Origin of the sequence: Mycolicibacterium sp. TUM20985 (assembly GCF_030295745.1) — a bacterium.
GTDB lineage: Bacteria > Actinomycetota > Actinomycetes > Mycobacteriales > Mycobacteriaceae > Mycobacterium.
Genome location: NZ_AP027291.1, coordinates 1,292,742 through 1,308,286, shown reverse-complemented (window position 1 = coordinate 1,308,286; position 15,545 = coordinate 1,292,742). Strand labels below are relative to the sequence as shown.

Genomic DNA, 15,545 nt, shown 5'->3' with positions numbered 1-15,545 from the left:
ACAGCAAGTTTACTAGGTCAACCTAGTGGTTTGGTAGGCTCTGCCCAGGATCGACGGCTCTCCTCGGCTCCACATGGTTTACTGAGTTGAACAACCGGCGTGAGCCGGCCGGATCGACCGGGGAGAACCGTTGCCACGCACCACGCCCTTGGCGCCCATGATGGGGGCGGATGCCATCGCGCAGCGGGGCGGCACGGCGATCCGCTCACCGAAGACCGCCGAACTGGTGGCAGGCACGCTGCGCCGCATGGTCGTCGACGGCCAGCTGAAGGACGGCGACTTCCTGCCCAACGAGGCGGAGCTGATGACGCACTTCGGCGTCAGTCGCCCCACCCTGCGCGAAGCGGTCCGCGTGCTGGAGTCCGAACGGCTGGTCGAGGTGCGCCGTGGTTCCCGCACGGGTGCCAGGGTCCGCGTGCCGGGCCCGGAGATCGTCGCGCGGCCCGCGGGACTGCTCCTGGAACTGTCCGGTGCCACGATCGCCGACGTCCTCGTCGCGCGGTCGGGCATCGAGCCGCTTGCCGTGCGACTCCTGGCCGAGACGGCGTCAGCCGCAGCTCTCGACGAGCTGGACGCCATGCTGGCCGACGACATCCCGGCAGGCTGGCAGTCGGGTCGTCTGGCGGAGGCGACCGGTGAGTTCCACCGCCGGATGGTGGAGCTGTCGGGCAACGCCACCCTGACGATCGTCGCGGGCATGCTGCACGAGATCACCGTGCGGCACACGGCATTCGCCATCAAGCAGAACCGCGAAGTCTCGAAGGCCGACTACGACAAGCTGACGCGGTCCTACCGGCGACTGATGACCCTGCTGCGAGCGGGTGACGGCGCAGGCGCGGAGACGCACTGGCGCAAACACCTCGATACCGCGCGGGACCTACTGCTGGAGGGCTTCGAGGACGTCAAGGTCCGCGACGTCATGCAGTAGTAGTGCCGTTGACCGACCAGGTGACGTGGACGGGCACGTCGTCGGCCCACGGCTGACGGGTGACCATGTCGGCGACTCGCACGTACCCGCGCTCGAACTCACCGGTCGCGGCGTCGACCAACCGGTACTCCTGCTGCTGTTTGTGGATGGGCTGCGCATCGAGCAGCACCACCCGCACCTCGCCCGGGTCGAAGTGGCACCGCTCCTGCATCGCGGTGATCAGCTGCTCGTTGTGCATGTGGCCGTCGCCGAAGTTCCATCCGATCGCGGTGCTGCAGAGTCGCTCGCCCTCGGTGACGACGTAGTCGGCTTCGTCGCCGTCCGCCATGGCGCGGTGGACGAGGGTGAACAGCGCCCGGCCGTGGGTGTTCATCGCCCGGAATGCATAGCCGGAGTGCAGCATGACCAACGCCTGCTCCGGGCTGCCGTAGATGCGCTCCACCTGCGACTGCGGCATGCTCGCGATCGCGACCAGCCCGGCGTTGATCTTCGCCTCGGCCGAGGGCTTCATGCACCACTGCGTGGTGTCCCAGTTGCCCGCGTAGTAGCGCATGCCGGGGAGGAAGGAGATCTTGCGCGGGAACAGGTTTCCGAGCGCGACGGTGCCCGCGACGACGGCGAACAGCAGGATCGGCAGCGGGCTGGTCAGATCGCTCAGCCCGATGCCCGAGTGCCCGACGAACAGTGCCAGCACGCTGAACATCATGAACACGTTCCACTCCAGCGGCACCCCCATCGGTATCGCCGAGAGGATGCCGAAGTGGAAGACGAGCATCACGAGGGCGGCGATCGCCGTCGGCCAGCCACCGTGGGAGAAGAACAGCACGAGCGGCACCAAACCCTCGACCGCCGTGCTGAAGTGGGCGACGACCCGCGACACCCGGCCCGGTCGCAGATCGTCGGGGAACTTCTCGAAGAAGGCCCGCTTGAAGGCCTTGGTCCGCACCATCGGACTGTTCGACATCATCGTGGAGATCACGAACGGGAAGTGCTTGTTCAGTTTCGAGGTGGCCGCGCCGATCCAGATGACCAGGCACACCAGCTTCGCGGCGATGATCATGTCGACCCCGCCGAACAGGAAGGCCACCGTGAACGACGCATATACCTCGCCGCGGGCGGCCAGGAAGATCACCTTGTCGCGCAGGCCCGCGACGGCGAGCAGGCCGAGGATCGTCCAGATCTGCCACATCGGCAGGATGCCGACCGTCGTGCCCAGTGCGGCAATGGGTCCGGTGCCATCTGACAGGAGAGCGAACAGCAGAATCACCAGCAGCGCGGCATAGAGCAGGACGTCCGCCGGCGTGCGGGCACTGCCGCGGGTCAGCGGGACGCGGGTCGGCCACGGCGGCAGTCGGATCGTCCCGGGGCGCAGCCAGTAGAGGATCGACCCCATCGGCGGGAAGAAGCGGTTGTTCAAGGGACCGAAGCCACATCCCAGGCCGATCACCTCGAAGAGCATCGTGAAGAGCACGACCTTCTGGAAGACGATCGGCTCGTCGTACCAGGCGGTGACGTCAGTGAACCCATCAATGCCCGTGGTGGACAGCGCGAACAGGGCCCCGCCGAGGACGTACAGCAAGATCTTCACGACGTAGAAGAGGTGCAGCACCACCGGTGTGCCGAACCCGACCTCGGCCCAGTGGCGGGTCAGCGGTCGGATGCGCTCGGCACGGGTGCCCCTGCTCCATTCGGCGAAGTCGACCACCGGTAGGTCGGGCTTGAGGAAGGCCATGCGGGAAGACTAGAACGTGTTCCTGTTTCGCTGGGTGGGTTTCCCCTCCGCGAGCCGCGCTTCACCGTCCTGCACGTCGCCGAGCGTGCAGTTTCATACGCGACGCGCCGCCGTGGACGGATGAAGACGCACAGTCGGCGGGGAGCCGGGTCAGGCTTCCTTCGGCGCCGGCGGCCGGTAGAAGATCGCCAACTGGCCGATTCCGCCGGCCAGCCCGAGTCCAACCGCGATGAGCAGGCCATACCAGCCGTGCAGGTAGTCGTACAGGCCGCTGGTGTGGAACAGCACGTAGTCCAGGCTGACCTTGCCCGCGCCCGTACCGGCGAGCGCGACGGCCGCGACCGCCAGCATCAGGTTGTACTCCCAGCCCTCCTTGACGATGAAGAAGCCGTTGTGGCGATGCACCGTCCAGGCGGCCACCAGCATCAGGGCGACGAAGCCCGCGGCGGGCACCGGGGTGAGCAGTCCGACCGCCAGCCCCAGTCCCGCCCCCATCTCGGTGGTCGCGGCGACGCGAGCGTGGAAGATGCCGGGCTTCATGCCCATGCTGTCGAACCACCCGGCGGTGCCGGCGATGCCGCCCTTGCCGAAGAACTTGTTGTAGCCGTGTGCAGCCATCGTGAGGCCGAGCACCAGGCGCAACACGAGGAGAGCGAAATCGTAGGCAGTCACGTGACAGAATCTAGGGCATCTGTTAACCGGTGCCCACCCCACGCCCTCCGGTCCCCGGCAGCGCCGCCTCGAGACGGGCGACGTAGTCATCCATCCCGTCCGGCCCACCGAGCGCCGAATCGGCGGCGTGCACGCCGAGGCAGATCGTGCCGCCGACGCCGAAGACGACGTGCGTCAGGCCCATCATCGGCGAAAGTCCCGCGAACGCCGTGGCCAGCACCACGGGCGCGCCGCCGAAGCTGAAGTCGGCAGCGCCGCAGTTCACGCTGGAGACCACCGTGTTGCCGGTGACCGCCGCGGGTCGGACACCGGGGTCGAATCTGTCCATCCCCCAACGCAACAGCGGTGCCGGCGTCACGGCGAAGGCCACGTCGGCCGCACGCAGCCCCGGATGCCCGGCCCGCGACCGTCTGGCGGCCAGGTCGTCGGCGATGCGGGCCGCCCGCACGTCCGCAGGCAAGCCCGGGTGCAGGCCCACGCCGACGTTGCCGAAGTGGTTGTACGCCAGATGCGGTGGCGCCTTGGCCATCGGCACCTCGGCACCGAGCGCCGACGGATCGTCGCCGAGTGCGGCCAACCGACCGGACAATGCCGTCGACACGGCGGACAGCACCGCCACCGTCACCGTCGCACCCGACAGATCCGCCCGTCGCCGCACGACGGTGCGCAGGCGGCGCGGTCCCGACGGTCGGTCATTGGTGCGCTGCAGTGGCCGAAGCTCCGCCTGCGCGGGCACGACACCGGCCTCGACGTCGGCCATCAACCGTCGGTGAGCCCTGGCGGCGCGAAAGCCCGCCAACGGCATGGCAAGTGGTCCGTTCGAGGGCGGATGGATCTCGGGCAGCACGACACCGGGCCTGCCGAACATCAGAGCCGCAAGCGCCAACGTGCGACCCCCGCCACCCAGCGCGTGAGAGATCTGAAACACCGCAACGGTTCCCGACCCATCGACGCCCGGCACCCCGACGATGCCGGTGAACACGTGTAGCCGCCATGCGGTGTCCCCGGCGTCCACCTGGTCGGCGATCAGCGTGCAGACCGCGTCTAAGCAGGCCGCCCACGTGCGGTCGTCGAGGTCGTGCACCACGAACTGCGACCGGTCGGCGTCGCGGCGCACCCAGGAGGGATATCCCCACCCGCCCCGATCGTCGATGCGCACCGACAGGTCGGGCCAGCCGCGGGCGCGCGCCTCGAGGTCGCCGAGTGTCTGCGCCAGGTCGGTCGGACCGCCGGCGAATCCGAACATCAGGAACGTGTCGTTGGGGATCTTGTCCGCGAACCAGAAGGTCTGCGCATCGATCGGCGTCAGTCGCTCCTGCGTCATGCGCCCAAGGCTAGGCTGCCGGCATGCTTCCAGCGGCGAGTGTCAACGGGACCGTGCTCGTCACCGGCGCCTCATCCGGTATCGGCGAGGAGATCGCCAGGGAGTTCGATCGGCGCGGTCGCCACGTGGTGCTGGTGGCCCGTCGAGCCGACAAGCTGCAGGCCCTGGCCGCGTCGCTCGGCTCAGCCGACGTGCTGGCCGCCGACCTCTCCAAGGCCGACGACCGCGCCGCCCTGCCCGACCGGGTGGCCGACCTCGGCCTCGTCGTCGACGTCCTGGTCAACAACGCGGGGCTGGGCACGTCCGGCCCCGTCGCTACGTCGGATCCGGTGGCCGAGCTCAACCTCGTCGAGGTCGACGTCGCCGCCGTGGCCGATCTGTGCAGTCGTTTCGTGCCGGGGATGGTGTCCCGCGGCCGTGGCGCCGTGCTCAACGTCGCCTCGGTCGGGGCGTTCGGACCGGTCCCGGGACAGGCGGCGTACGGCGCGGCGAAGGCATTCGTGCTGTCCTACACCCAGTCGCTCGGGCAGGAACTGCAGGGCACCGGCGTCGTCGCCGCGACGCTCTGCCCAGGCCCGGTGAAGACGGAATTCGGTGCGGCGGCGGGGATCTCCGACGCGGACGCCGAGGCGGCCCTGCCGAAGCCGATGTGGGTCAGTGCCGCCGACGTCGCCTCGGCGGCGGTCGACGGGCTGGCCGCCGGCAAGACGGTGATCATTCCCGGCGTCTTCAACAGGGTCGGTGCGGCCGCCTTCAAGATCCTTCCGCGGCGGCTGTTGCTGCCCATCCTGGCGCGCAGCCATCCCGCCCTGAAGAAGGGCTAGTCCCGTCCACCGATGAAGTCGACGATCGCGCGCGCGACGTCGACAGGCTGCTCCAGCTGCATGAAATGCCCTGCACCGTCGATGATCTCGGCGCGGCTGCCCGGCGGCAGCCCGGGCTCCACCCATCGCGTGTAGGCGGCCGAGGCGCAACCGTCGTCGGCACCGTGAAGGTACAGCGTGGGCAACCGCAGCGGCGAGAGCCAGTGCTCGTGTAGCTCGGCGTAGCGCACCGGTGGTTTGCTACCGCGGATGGTCGCCCGGTAGTAGCCCAGAGCCGCGCGCCAATTCCCCGGAGCGCCGATCGCATCGAGCACCAGCGCCACGTCCTCCACCGCGTCGTAGGACGGTGACCACTGCCGCCACAGTCGCGGCACCACCCACGACGCGGAACGCTCTGGGAGCGCTGGCAATTGGAAGTACATGATGTACCAGCTCCGGAGCAGCTGGCGGGGCAGTTGCGCAAGCAGACCGCCGGCGTGCGGCACCTTGCCGCGGAACGTCGCGGCGGGCGGCACCGACATGATGACGGCCTTGGCGAACGGGCTGTCGGGCATCGCCGCCAGACCCGACCCCGCGATCGCTCCCCAGTCGTGTCCGATGAGCACGTCGCGACCGGTCGGGCCGGCCGCCTCGAGAACGCGCAACGCATCGTCCATCAGGGCGCCGACGTGATAGCTGCCGTCGGTCGACGTCGATGACGGCGCGTAACCGCGCATGAACGGCGCGACGACCCGCCAGCCCGCGTCGACGAGCCGGGGCGCCACCTTGCGCCAGCCATGGGCGGTGTCGGGAAAGCCGTGCAGACACAACGCAATCGGCGCGTCATCCGGCCCCCAGGACAGTGCTCGCAGGTGCACGTCGGGGGTGGGGACGTCGAGCCAGCGAGGTTCACTCATGCACGCCGCCTAGACCGGAGTGAACTCGGAGATCAGCCACTTGCCGCCGGTCTTCACCAGTGTGACCTGGACACTGGAGGCCGAACTGGTCGGCGCAGCCGCACCGACAGTCACCGCCTGGTTGACGAACACCAGGACGACGGCCTCGTCGGCGTCCGCAGAGACCGATCCCGCCTTGGGAACCGTTGCCGTCGCGGAGATCTGCTGCTGCTTCGCCCCGGGGATCACGACCTGGTTGATCAGCGACGTGTACGACTCGAGGAACTCACCGGTGAGCAGACCGCGTGCGTCGTTGAGTTGCCGCTCGACCTCGTCCGGCGTGTAGGACAACAGCGAGATCGTGCCCTCGGTCGCCGCGCGCACGGACTCGGCGCGGGCCGTGGCACTCTCGCGCACCGAATTGTCCACGTACTTCAGGTATCCCGCGGCCATGGCCAGGATCAGCGCCAGAGCGGGAAGCAGCCCGTACGCCGCGACCCTGGTCCAGTCGATTCGCGAGCGCAACTCCGGGGTCACGTCCGGCTCGTCGACGACCGGCTCGACCACCGCGTCCGTCGTCTCTTCGCTCTTCTCTTCGCTGGGATCGGTCATGCCACGAACTCCACGTTGGACACCTTGGTGTCATCCTGGACCTTCTGCACCAAGATGCGCATCCGCCAGGCGCGCGGCTGCTGTTCGGGCTGGCCCGCGATCTCCGACTTCACGGTGACGGCCACCAGCACCTCCGCCTGGGTTCCGGTGTCACCGAGTTCGATCGCCGCCTCGGTCACCTCGCCGACCGACTTCGACCTGACCTGCCTGACGACGTCGGCGAACGCGGGTGCGCGCTTCTGGAAGTCGTCGTAGAACGTTCCCGTCGCGGAGTCCAGGATGCGCTGCACGTCACCGTCGATGTTCTCGTAGTCGAGCGTGGTCAGGTTGATCGCGCCCTGGCGTCCGACTTCGAGGAACGTCAGCCGCTGCTGCTCGAGGTGCCTGGACTCATTGGCCCGGTAGCCGAGCCACCCGGTCAGTCCGCCCAGCACCAGCACGGCGACCAGTCCGGCGATGAGCCCAAGCCGGACGTGCGAGATCGCACGGGGCGGGGCAGGCTCGTCGGCCTCATCGCTTTCGACGACATCGCTCTCCAACACGGCGCCCTCGTCGGACTCGTCGCTCTCATCGACCTCGTCGCTCTCGTCGACCTCGGAATCCACCTCGTCGACCGTCGACGCCGGTTCGAGCGGCGCGGAGGGGGCAGCGTCGTCGTCTGCCATGGTTGCTCCTCGGGGGCACTTCGGCCTGGTCGGGCCCGGTGTGGACGTGATCGTGCGGTCCAACGTACGTGCCGCCACCTGGGAGGTCTCCGGCGGCCGCGGGTCGGCGCGGGTGCCCCCCGCAAATCAGGCGTCCCGCACGGCGGCCTCCAAATCAGCGATCACGATCCGCCGCATGCCGAGCATCGCCTTGGTCGCGGCCGTGGCACGGGCGGGAACGCTATCACCGATGAGCTCGAACAACCGCTCGGGGATGACCTGCCAGCTGAGCCCGAAGCGGTCCTTCAGCCAACCGCACTGCGACTCGACGCCGCCGTCGACGAGCCGGTGCCAGTAGTAGTCGACCTCGGCCTGGTCGACGCACCGCACCATGAACCCCACGGCCTCGGTGAACGGGAACTGCGGTCCGCCGTTGATGCCGACGAAGCGCTGGCCGTCGAGCACGAATGTGCCGGAGACCACCTCACCGGGCGTACCGGGTCCCGCTTCGGAGTAGCGCTGGTAGCCCTCGATCGACGAGTTGGGGAACACCGACGCGTAGAACTCCGCGGCGTCTTCGAGTTCGTGATCGAACCAGAGCGCTGGCGTGATCGATGGCATGAGTCATGGCCTCCTTCATCGGGTGTGTCAAGAGGTCAGACCCGCCGTCGCGGCCAAACTCATCGTCATCACGAGGCCCGCGTCGGCGACCGATCTTGGCCTGGGTAACGTGCGGTGATGTCCATTAGCGAGGCGAACAGCACATCGACGACCGTTGAGTTCCGCGGCATGGACGACCTCGCGCTGGTCGCCGACGAGTGGAACCGTGATGGCGAGGCTGACGGGCGGCCGGCGATCCTGATGCTGCACGGCGGCGGCCAGAACCGGCACTCCTGGAAGAACACCGGCCAGATCCTCGCCGACGACGGTTTCCACGTCGTGGCGCTGGACAGCCGCGGCCACGGGGACAGCGACCGCTCGCCGACGGCGAACTACTCGGTGGAGGCGCTGTGCGCCGACACCCAACAGGTGCTCTACCAGATCGGCAAGCGGACGGTGCTGATCGGCGCGAGCATGGGCGGCCTCACCGGCATCCTGGCCGCGCACGAGGCCGGCGCCGAGCTGGTCACCAAACTGGTGCTGGTCGACGTCGTGCCACGCTTCGAGAAGGACGGCAGCGCCCGCATCCGCGACTTCATGTTCAGCGGCGTCGACGGCTTCGAATCGCTCGAGCAGGCCGCCGAGGCGGTCTCGGCCTACCTGCCGCACCGCCCGAAGCCGCGTAGTCCCGAGGGACTGAAGAAGAACCTGCGACTGCGCGACGGCCGTTGGTACTGGCACTGGGATCCGGCGTTCCTCACCAAGCCGGCCGACGATCCGTTCGTGCGGATGGACATGCTCGAGCAGGCCGCCATCAACCTCGACATCCCGATTCTGTTGATCCGCGGCAAGCTGTCCGACGTGGTGAGCGAAGAAGGCGTGCGGGACTTCCTCTCCAAGGTGCCGCGCGCGGAGTTCGTCGAACTGTCCGACGCCGGTCATACCGCGGCGGGTGACGACAACGACGCCTTCACCGAAGTCGTCGTCGGCTTCGTGAATCGCTGAGCAGCACCATGGGATTCAACTTCCTCGACCAGCCCGAGCTGCCGGCTCCCCAGGTGACCGAGGCTCAGGCCCAACAGCTGCTGTCGACGCACTACGGCCTCACCGCGCGGACGGAATCGCTGGGAAGCAACCAGGACAAGAACTTCCTCGTGTACGACGCCGAGGAGCGACTGCTCGGCGTCCTCAAGATCGCCAACCCCGCGTTCACCGCGGTCGAACTCGCGGCGCAGGACGCTGCGGCCGTCGCGATCGCCGAGGCGGACCCGACGCTGCGGGTGGCGGTGCCACTGCCGAACCTCGCGGGCGACGTGTCCACGGCCGTCGACGATCTGCTGGTCGGGACCGTCCACGTCCGGCTGCTGCAGTTCCTGTCCGGCGGGACGCTCGTCGACGCGGGCTACCTGGCGCCCGCGGTCGTCGCGGGGATGGGCGCGCTGGCTGGCCGGGTGAGCCGTGCGCTGGCCGACTTCCGGCATGCGGGCCTGGACCGCGCACTACAATGGGACCTTCGGTACGGCAACGACGTCGTGCACCACCTCGTCGCGCACGTCGAGGACCCAGCTGAACGCGACCGGCTTCTCACCGTCGCCGACGACGCCTGGGCCCGGATCGCTCCGCTGACCGACGAACTGCCCTGCCAGGCCGTGCATCTCGATCTGACCGATGCCAACGTCGTCGCCTCCGGTAGGCCGCGGCGCCCGGATGGGATCATCGACTTCGGCGACCTCTCGGACACCTGGGCGGTCTCCGAGGCCGCCATCACGCTGTCGTCGGTGCTGGGCCACCCTGGTGCCGGACCGACGTCGATCTTGCCGGGTATCAAGGCCTTTCACGAAGTACGGCCGCTGAGTGTCGCCGAGGCCGATGCGCTTTGGCCGCTGCTGGTGCTGCGCACCGCCGTGCTCATCGTCAGCGGAGCGCAGCAGGTCGTCCTCGATCCCGACAACGAGTACCTGACCGACCAATCCGATGACGAGGTTCGGATGTTCGAGCAGGCCACCTCGGTGCCGCTCGACGTGATGACGGCCCTCATCCGCGCCGAGCTCGGCTTCCCGGACGACGCCGCCCCCGTGCGCGGTGTCCTGATCCCCGGGCTGGATGCGGCGTCGGTGCGGACCCTCGACCTGTCCGCCACCTCCGACGCCTACGACACCGATGTGAAAGGTGTTGGCGTGCCGTCGTTTCAGGACGATCTGGCACGGTCGGCGATCGCCGGGGGCGCGTCGCTCGTCGTCACCCGCTTCGGTGAACCGAACCTGACCCGCGCGCCGCTGCTGAGCATGGATTCGCCCGACGTCGTCGCGACCGGTCTGTCCCTGTGGCCACGTGAGGCCGTCACGTTGGTGGCGCCGTGGTCGGGAGAGTCTCTTCCCTCGGATGACGGATTCACGCTGCGTGGCGCCGAATACGAGTTGACCGTCAGCGGTGCGCCGAACGCCGATCGACTCGAGGCGGGTGCGCCGCTTACGACGCTGGCCGCGGGAACGTGGAGCACGGTGAGCGTGCGGCCGGTCGGCGCCCCGGTGGCACCCGTGTTCACGACGGCCGAGCTGGCACCCGGATGGCTGGCGCTGTCGCGGGACCCGCGACCGTTGCTCGGTCTGCCGGAGGTTGCGGATACCGCGGCCCGAGATCTGTTGGCACGTCGCGATGAAAGCTTCGCCAGGGTGCAGGAGCACTACTACGCCGATCCGCCGCAGATCGAGCGCGGTCGCCGCCACTACCTGATGTCCACCGCAGGCCGGGTGTACCTCGACATGGTCAACAACGTCGCGGTGCTCGGCCATGCGCATCCCCGGATAGCCGAGGCCGCCAGCCGTCAGCTGCGCAGGCTGAACACCAACTCGAGGTTCAACTACGAGGCGGTCGTCGAGTACAGCGAGCGTCTCGCGGCCACGCTGCCCGACCCGTTGGACACCGTCTTCCTGGTCAATAGCGGTTCGGAGGCAAGCGATCTCGCGCTGCGCCTGGCGATCGCGGTATCCGGTCATCGCGATGTGATCGCGGTCGGCGAGGCGTACCACGGGTGGACGTACGCGACCGATGCGGTGTCGACGTCGACCGCCGACAACCCGAATGCACTCAGCACCCGACCGGACTGGATCCATACGGTGGAGTCGCCCAATAGTTTTCGCGGAACGTACCGGGGCGCCGACGCGGTCCGGTACGCACCCGACGCGGTGGCCAAGGTCGCCGAACTGGTCGCGGCCGGTCGGCCACCTGCGGGGTTCATCTGCGAATCGGTGTACGGCAACGCCGGTGGCATGGCCCTACCCGACGGGTATCTGCAGCAGGTGTACGCGGCCGTCCGCGAGGCCGGTGGCTTCGCCGTCGCCGACGAGGTCCAGGTCGGCTATGGCCGTCTCGGCGAATGGTTCTGGGGATTCGACCAGCAGCAGGTGGTGCCCGACATCGTGTCGGTCGCCAAGTCGACGGGCAACGGCTATCCGCTCGGCGCGGTGATCACCAGCCGGGCGATCGCCGAGGCGTTCAGCACGCAGGGGTACTTCTTCTCGTCGACCGGCGGCAGTCCGCTGTCGTGCGCGATCGGCATGACCGTGCTCGACGTGCTGCGCGACGAAGATCTCCAAGGCAACGCGTCGCGGGTGGGCGGACATCTCAAGGCCGAGCTGCTGGCCCTGCGCGAGAAGCATCCGATCATCGGCACCGTGCACGGGATGGGCCTCTACCTCGGCGTCGAGATGGTCCGCGATCAGGTGACGCTCGAGCCCGCCACCGAGGAGACCGCGGCTATCTGCAACCGCATGCTCGACCTCGGCGTCGTCATCCAGCCGACCGGCGAGCGCCAGAACATCCTCAAGACCAAGCCGCCGCTGTGCCTGGACATCGCGGGCGCCGACTTCTACGTCGCGACGCTGGACCGGGTACTCACCGAGGGCTGGTAACCCCCGCCCCCTCCCCCTCCCGTCCCCCTCCCCCCGCGAGCGCGCGTGTCTGTCCCCGACACGCCGCATGAAATTCGGAGTTTGCGCACGGTCGTCGGGCTCTCAGCCTCGATCTCCGGCTCGGAGGCCGATTCCCTGCCGCCATAATGAGCCGTGCCGTTGACCACGATCGCGATCTACGTCCTCATCGCCGTAGCCGTGACCGAGGCCGTCGTCATTCTGCTGATGCGCCGACGGGTCACCGCGCGCGACGACGAGCTGGCCGAACTTCAGCGCAGGCTCGACACGCGCACCAATTTGATCTCCGGCGGGCGTGAGGCCGTCAAGACCGTCTGGCAGACCGCCAACATCCTGCGCAAGGAGGGGTTGGGCGCAGCCGTTCGGTCGAACATCGAGGACCTCGCCGACTGGGCGGCGGTCGAACGGCCCGACCTGGCGCGGCTGGCACCGAACGGGCGGGTCGCCATCGTCTTCTCCGACATCGAGGGGTCGACCGCACTCAACGAACGCATCGGCGACCGGGCCTGGGTCCGACTGATCGACCGACACGGCAAGATGGTCAGCCGTCACGTCAGACGCCATTCCGGCCACATCGTCAAGAGCCAGGGCGACGGCTTCATGATCGCCTTCGCCCAACCGGAGCAGGCCATCGACTGCAGCGTCGACGTCCAACGCGAACTGACGAAGCAGCGCAACGGAATTCGAGTGCGGATCGGCATCCATGCGGGCAAGTCCGTCCGTCGCGGCGATGACCTGTTCGGCCGCAATGTCGCCATGGCGGCCCGGGTCGCCGCAGCAGCCGACGGCGGCCAGATCCTGGTGAGCGAGTCCGTCCGCGACGCGGTCGGCGACGACATCGACTTCGACGAGGGCCGCGACCTCGAGCTCAAGGGTTTCAGCGGCACTCACCGCCTGTATGCCGTGACCTCGTGAATGGCCTACTCGGCCGACTCGGACTCCGCCAGCCGCTGATGGAGCTTCGCCCGAATGTCGTCGGGTGTGTAGGCATTTCGCTTGCGTTGATCGCGCGCGACCAGCGCACCGCCCGCGACGACTCCGGCGACGCCTGCCAGCCCGACCCACTTCCAGATGCCTCGCATGGTCCTAGTCTGCCTAAGCTGCCCTGGTGAATGCGAACACGGTGACGCTCGAACGCGCGCTGGCCGAAACTCGGACCGGCGACATCTGGCTGTTCCGCGGCGACTCGGGACCGGACCGGGCCATTCAGACCATGACCAACGCGCCCGTCAATCACGTCGGGATGACCGTGGCGATCGACGACCTACCGCCGCTGATTTGGCACGCAGAGCTCGGCGACAAGCTGGAGTGCCTCTGGAGTGGTGGCACCCACCGAGGTGTGCAACTCAACGATCTGCGCCAAGCGGTCGAACGATGGATGCTCACCTACGGGCAGCGGTGCTGGTTGCGACAGATGACCCCGTATGCCAGCCGCGTACAGGAGGACGCGCTACTGCGCGTCATCGCGCGGATGGACGGCACCGCGTTTCCCACCACCGCGAAGCTCACGGCGCGATGGTTTCGCGGTCGGGTGCCGACGGTGGCCGACTGGACGCGCGGTATTCCCATCCTGGACGACCAGGTGAAGAAGGCCGCCCGCAAGAAACTGGCGGAGCGCCGCGAGGTCGGACTGGAGACCGCCTACTGTGCCGAGACCGTCGCCGTCACCTATCAGGAGATGGGCCTGCTCGCCACGGACAAGGATATGAACTGGTTCGACCCCGGAAAGTTCTGGAGCGGCGACACGCTCCCCCTCGCGCCGGGCTACAGGCTCAGCGACGAGATCTCCGTCGTGCTGTGACGGCCGGGCATCCCGTAGCGTCGAACCATGTACCGGACCGTTGCGGCGTTGGCCGCCATTGCAGTCGCGCTCGCCGGCTGCACCGCAAACGGTGACGGGTCCTCCACCTGCCGGGACTTCGTCGGCATGAGTCAGGACGAGCGGGCCGCGACGGTTGCCCGAATGCTGAAGGAACGCAACGGTCTGAACTCGTCGACCTCCGAAGTACAGGCGACGGCGCAGCGCACCTTGGCGTTCTGCGGCAAGGACGGCAATCTCGACAAGCCCGTCGGTGACGCAAAGTGACTCGCTAACTGGTACCCGCTGGCCGTTCATCCGGTGATACCACTTCGGCTGCGCCCGTCCACCGATCGCTCGCGCCGGTGTGAATGGCGGCCGCCGCCTCGGCTGACTCGCGATCGGGGTGGGGCGGTTCGATCTGCTTGCGCTCGCCGTCGACGACGTGCACGACCATGAATCCGCGATCGGTCTGCTCGACCTCGACGGTGAAGGATTCCGGGGTTCCACTGGTTGTCATGTCCGTGACTACCCGTGACGCAGATCACCAAACCGTCGAGTTGGCCTCGCGACTCAAGGGTCTCGGCGTCGCCGCGGCCTATTCGTCGCAGCAGTCGGCCTGCGGCGTCGGACAACATGTTTCGCCTCGCCAGGCACCTACGCCTTCCCGCATGGCGATGCCCGCGATGACGATGGCTGCAACCGGGTCTGCCCACGCCCAGCCCAGCAAGCCATTGAGCAACAGGCCGATCAGCAGCACCGCCGACAGGTAGGTGCAGAGCATGGTCTGCCTCGAATCGGCCACCGCCGACAGCGAGCTCAGTTCGCGACCGGTCCGGCGCTGCGCCAGAGACAGCACCGGCATGATCACCAGACTGACTGCGGCAAGGGTGATTCCGACCGCCGTGTGCCGAGCCTCACCGAGGCCCGCCAGCGAACGGACCGACTCGACCGAGACGAACAGTGCCAGTCCGAAGAACGACAGCGCGATGACCCGCAGCGCGACCTTCTCGCGCGCCTTTGGATCCTTGGCCGAGAACTGCCATGCCACCGCCGCCGCGGACGACACCTCGATCACCGAGTCCAGCCCGAAACCGATCAGCGCCGTCGAGGACACGCGGGTGCCCTCGCCTAGGGCGATGACGGCCTCGATGACGTTGTAGGTAATCGTCGCGGCGACCAACAGGCGGATCCGGCGGGACAGCACGTGCCGTCGCTCAGCCGTCGGACCGAGGTTCACGACCATCAGGGACAGCCCTGCTCGACGCAGCAGGCCGGGTCGACCACGAGCACCAGCCCGACGAGGTCGTCCAGCGCATGACGGATGCGCGGATCGGCCAGCTCGTAGCGACTGCGACGCCCATCGCGCTTCGCCACGACGAGACCGCAACCACGAAGGCAGGCAAGGTGATTTGACACGATTTGCCGCGAGACACCCATGCTCTCAGCCAGCTCGGACGGATAGTGTCCACCGTCGCGAAGTCGCAACAGGATCAGGGCACGTGTCGCATCGGACAATGCGTAACCGAAGCGCGCCAGCGCGTCGCGTTCCACCAAACTCTGCACGAGAAGGATAGTACAGCCAATGCTGAATTCAGCCAACGATG

General features: G+C 68.1%; 18 protein-coding genes. 7 read left to right on the top strand and 11 right to left on the bottom strand.

Translation table 11 applies throughout. The features are described from left to right. The first annotated feature begins 130 nt into the window (after window positions 1-130). The gene (locus QUE68_RS06455; RefSeq protein ID WP_284225129.1) at window positions 131-928 is read left to right on the top strand and encodes a FadR/GntR family transcriptional regulator; all 798 of its coding nucleotides are present in this window, start codon (window positions 131-133) and stop codon (window positions 926-928) included. Here QUE68_RS06455 and QUE68_RS06450 read toward each other — a convergent pair. The 3 genes from QUE68_RS06450 to QUE68_RS06440 form a co-directional block, all read right to left on the bottom strand. Continuing rightward, entirely contained in the window at window positions 918-2,660 is a 1,743-nt protein-coding gene (locus QUE68_RS06450) for a DUF3556 domain-containing protein (protein WP_284233212.1), read from the bottom strand. The two genes, QUE68_RS06455 and QUE68_RS06450, sit on opposite strands and share 11 nt — an antisense overlap. A 150-nt stretch (window positions 2,661-2,810) precedes the next feature. Then, window positions 2,811-3,332: a DoxX family protein gene (locus QUE68_RS06445; RefSeq protein WP_284225127.1), complete on the bottom strand. Its 522-nt coding sequence runs from the start codon at window positions 3,330-3,332 to the stop codon at window positions 2,811-2,813. A gap of 22 nt (window positions 3,333-3,354) precedes the next feature. After that, the gene (locus QUE68_RS06440; RefSeq protein WP_284233210.1) at window positions 3,355-4,656 is read right to left on the bottom strand and encodes a DUF1298 domain-containing protein; all 1,302 of its coding nucleotides are present in this window, start codon (window positions 4,654-4,656) and stop codon (window positions 3,355-3,357) included. A gap of 23 nt (window positions 4,657-4,679) precedes the next feature. Here QUE68_RS06440 and QUE68_RS06435 point away from each other — a divergent pair, with 23 nt between their 5' ends. Next, window positions 4,680-5,480, top strand: coding sequence for an SDR family NAD(P)-dependent oxidoreductase (locus QUE68_RS06435; protein WP_284225125.1), 801 nt, complete (start codon window positions 4,680-4,682; stop codon window positions 5,478-5,480). Here QUE68_RS06435 and QUE68_RS06430 read toward each other — a convergent pair. From QUE68_RS06430 to QUE68_RS06415, 4 genes are all read right to left on the bottom strand, one after another. Then, entirely contained in the window at window positions 5,477-6,376 is a 900-nt protein-coding gene (locus QUE68_RS06430; protein ID WP_284233208.1) for an alpha/beta fold hydrolase, read from the bottom strand. The two genes, QUE68_RS06435 and QUE68_RS06430, sit on opposite strands and share 4 nt — an antisense overlap. 9 nt (window positions 6,377-6,385) lie before the next feature. Beyond that, on the bottom strand, window positions 6,386-6,868 hold the full coding sequence (locus tag QUE68_RS06425) for a hypothetical protein (RefSeq protein WP_349816894.1): 483 nt from the start codon (window positions 6,866-6,868) through the stop codon (window positions 6,386-6,388). Between the two features lie 95 nt (window positions 6,869-6,963). Continuing rightward, the gene (locus QUE68_RS06420; protein ID WP_284233205.1) at window positions 6,964-7,632 is read right to left on the bottom strand and encodes an Mce protein; all 669 of its coding nucleotides are present in this window, start codon (window positions 7,630-7,632) and stop codon (window positions 6,964-6,966) included. Between the two features lie 126 nt (window positions 7,633-7,758). Then, entirely contained in the window at window positions 7,759-8,232 is a 474-nt protein-coding gene (locus tag QUE68_RS06415; RefSeq protein ID WP_284233203.1) for a VOC family protein, read from the bottom strand. Between the two features lie 117 nt (window positions 8,233-8,349). Here QUE68_RS06415 and QUE68_RS06410 point away from each other — a divergent pair, with 117 nt between their 5' ends. The 3 genes from QUE68_RS06410 (at window position 8,350) to QUE68_RS06400 (ending at window position 13,055) form a co-directional block, all read left to right on the top strand. Then, the gene (locus tag QUE68_RS06410) at window positions 8,350-9,216 is read left to right on the top strand and encodes an alpha/beta fold hydrolase (RefSeq protein ID WP_454786429.1); all 867 of its coding nucleotides are present in this window, start codon (window positions 8,350-8,352) and stop codon (window positions 9,214-9,216) included. A gap of 8 nt (window positions 9,217-9,224) precedes the next feature. Beyond that, on the top strand, window positions 9,225-12,122 hold the full coding sequence (locus QUE68_RS06405; RefSeq protein WP_284233201.1) for an aminotransferase: 2,898 nt from the start codon (window positions 9,225-9,227) through the stop codon (window positions 12,120-12,122). A 225-nt stretch (window positions 12,123-12,347) separates the two neighbouring features. Further along, entirely contained in the window at window positions 12,348-13,055 is a 708-nt protein-coding gene (locus tag QUE68_RS06400; protein WP_284234686.1) for an adenylate/guanylate cyclase domain-containing protein, read from the top strand. Between the two features lie 5 nt (window positions 13,056-13,060). On the opposite strand, the gene QUE68_RS06395 is transcribed toward QUE68_RS06400, so the two are convergent. After that, on the bottom strand, window positions 13,061-13,222 hold the full coding sequence (locus QUE68_RS06395) for a hypothetical protein (RefSeq protein WP_284225119.1): 162 nt from the start codon (window positions 13,220-13,222) through the stop codon (window positions 13,061-13,063). Window positions 13,223-13,248: 26 nt separating this feature from the next. Here QUE68_RS06395 and QUE68_RS06390 point away from each other — a divergent pair, with 26 nt between their 5' ends. After that, window positions 13,249-13,941: a guanylate cyclase gene (locus tag QUE68_RS06390; protein WP_284233199.1), complete on the top strand. Its 693-nt coding sequence runs from the start codon at window positions 13,249-13,251 to the stop codon at window positions 13,939-13,941. 27 nt (window positions 13,942-13,968) lie between these two features. Continuing rightward, entirely contained in the window at window positions 13,969-14,226 is a 258-nt protein-coding gene (locus QUE68_RS06385; RefSeq protein WP_284225116.1) for a hypothetical protein, read from the top strand. Window positions 14,227-14,230: 4 nt separating this feature from the next. Here QUE68_RS06385 and QUE68_RS06380 read toward each other — a convergent pair whose 3' ends face one another. From QUE68_RS06380 to QUE68_RS06370, 3 genes are all read right to left on the bottom strand, one after another. Beyond that, window positions 14,231-14,458, bottom strand: a complete 228-nt coding sequence (locus QUE68_RS06380) for a hypothetical protein (RefSeq protein ID WP_284225115.1) — start codon at window positions 14,456-14,458, stop codon at window positions 14,231-14,233. A 78-nt stretch (window positions 14,459-14,536) separates the two neighbouring features. Then, entirely contained in the window at window positions 14,537-15,184 is a 648-nt protein-coding gene (locus QUE68_RS06375) for a cation transporter (RefSeq protein WP_284225114.1), read from the bottom strand. Further along, entirely contained in the window at window positions 15,184-15,504 is a 321-nt protein-coding gene (locus tag QUE68_RS06370; protein WP_284230710.1) for an ArsR/SmtB family transcription factor, read from the bottom strand. The genes QUE68_RS06375 and QUE68_RS06370 overlap by 1 nt, the downstream gene beginning before the upstream one ends. Window positions 15,505-15,545 lie beyond the last annotated feature (41 nt).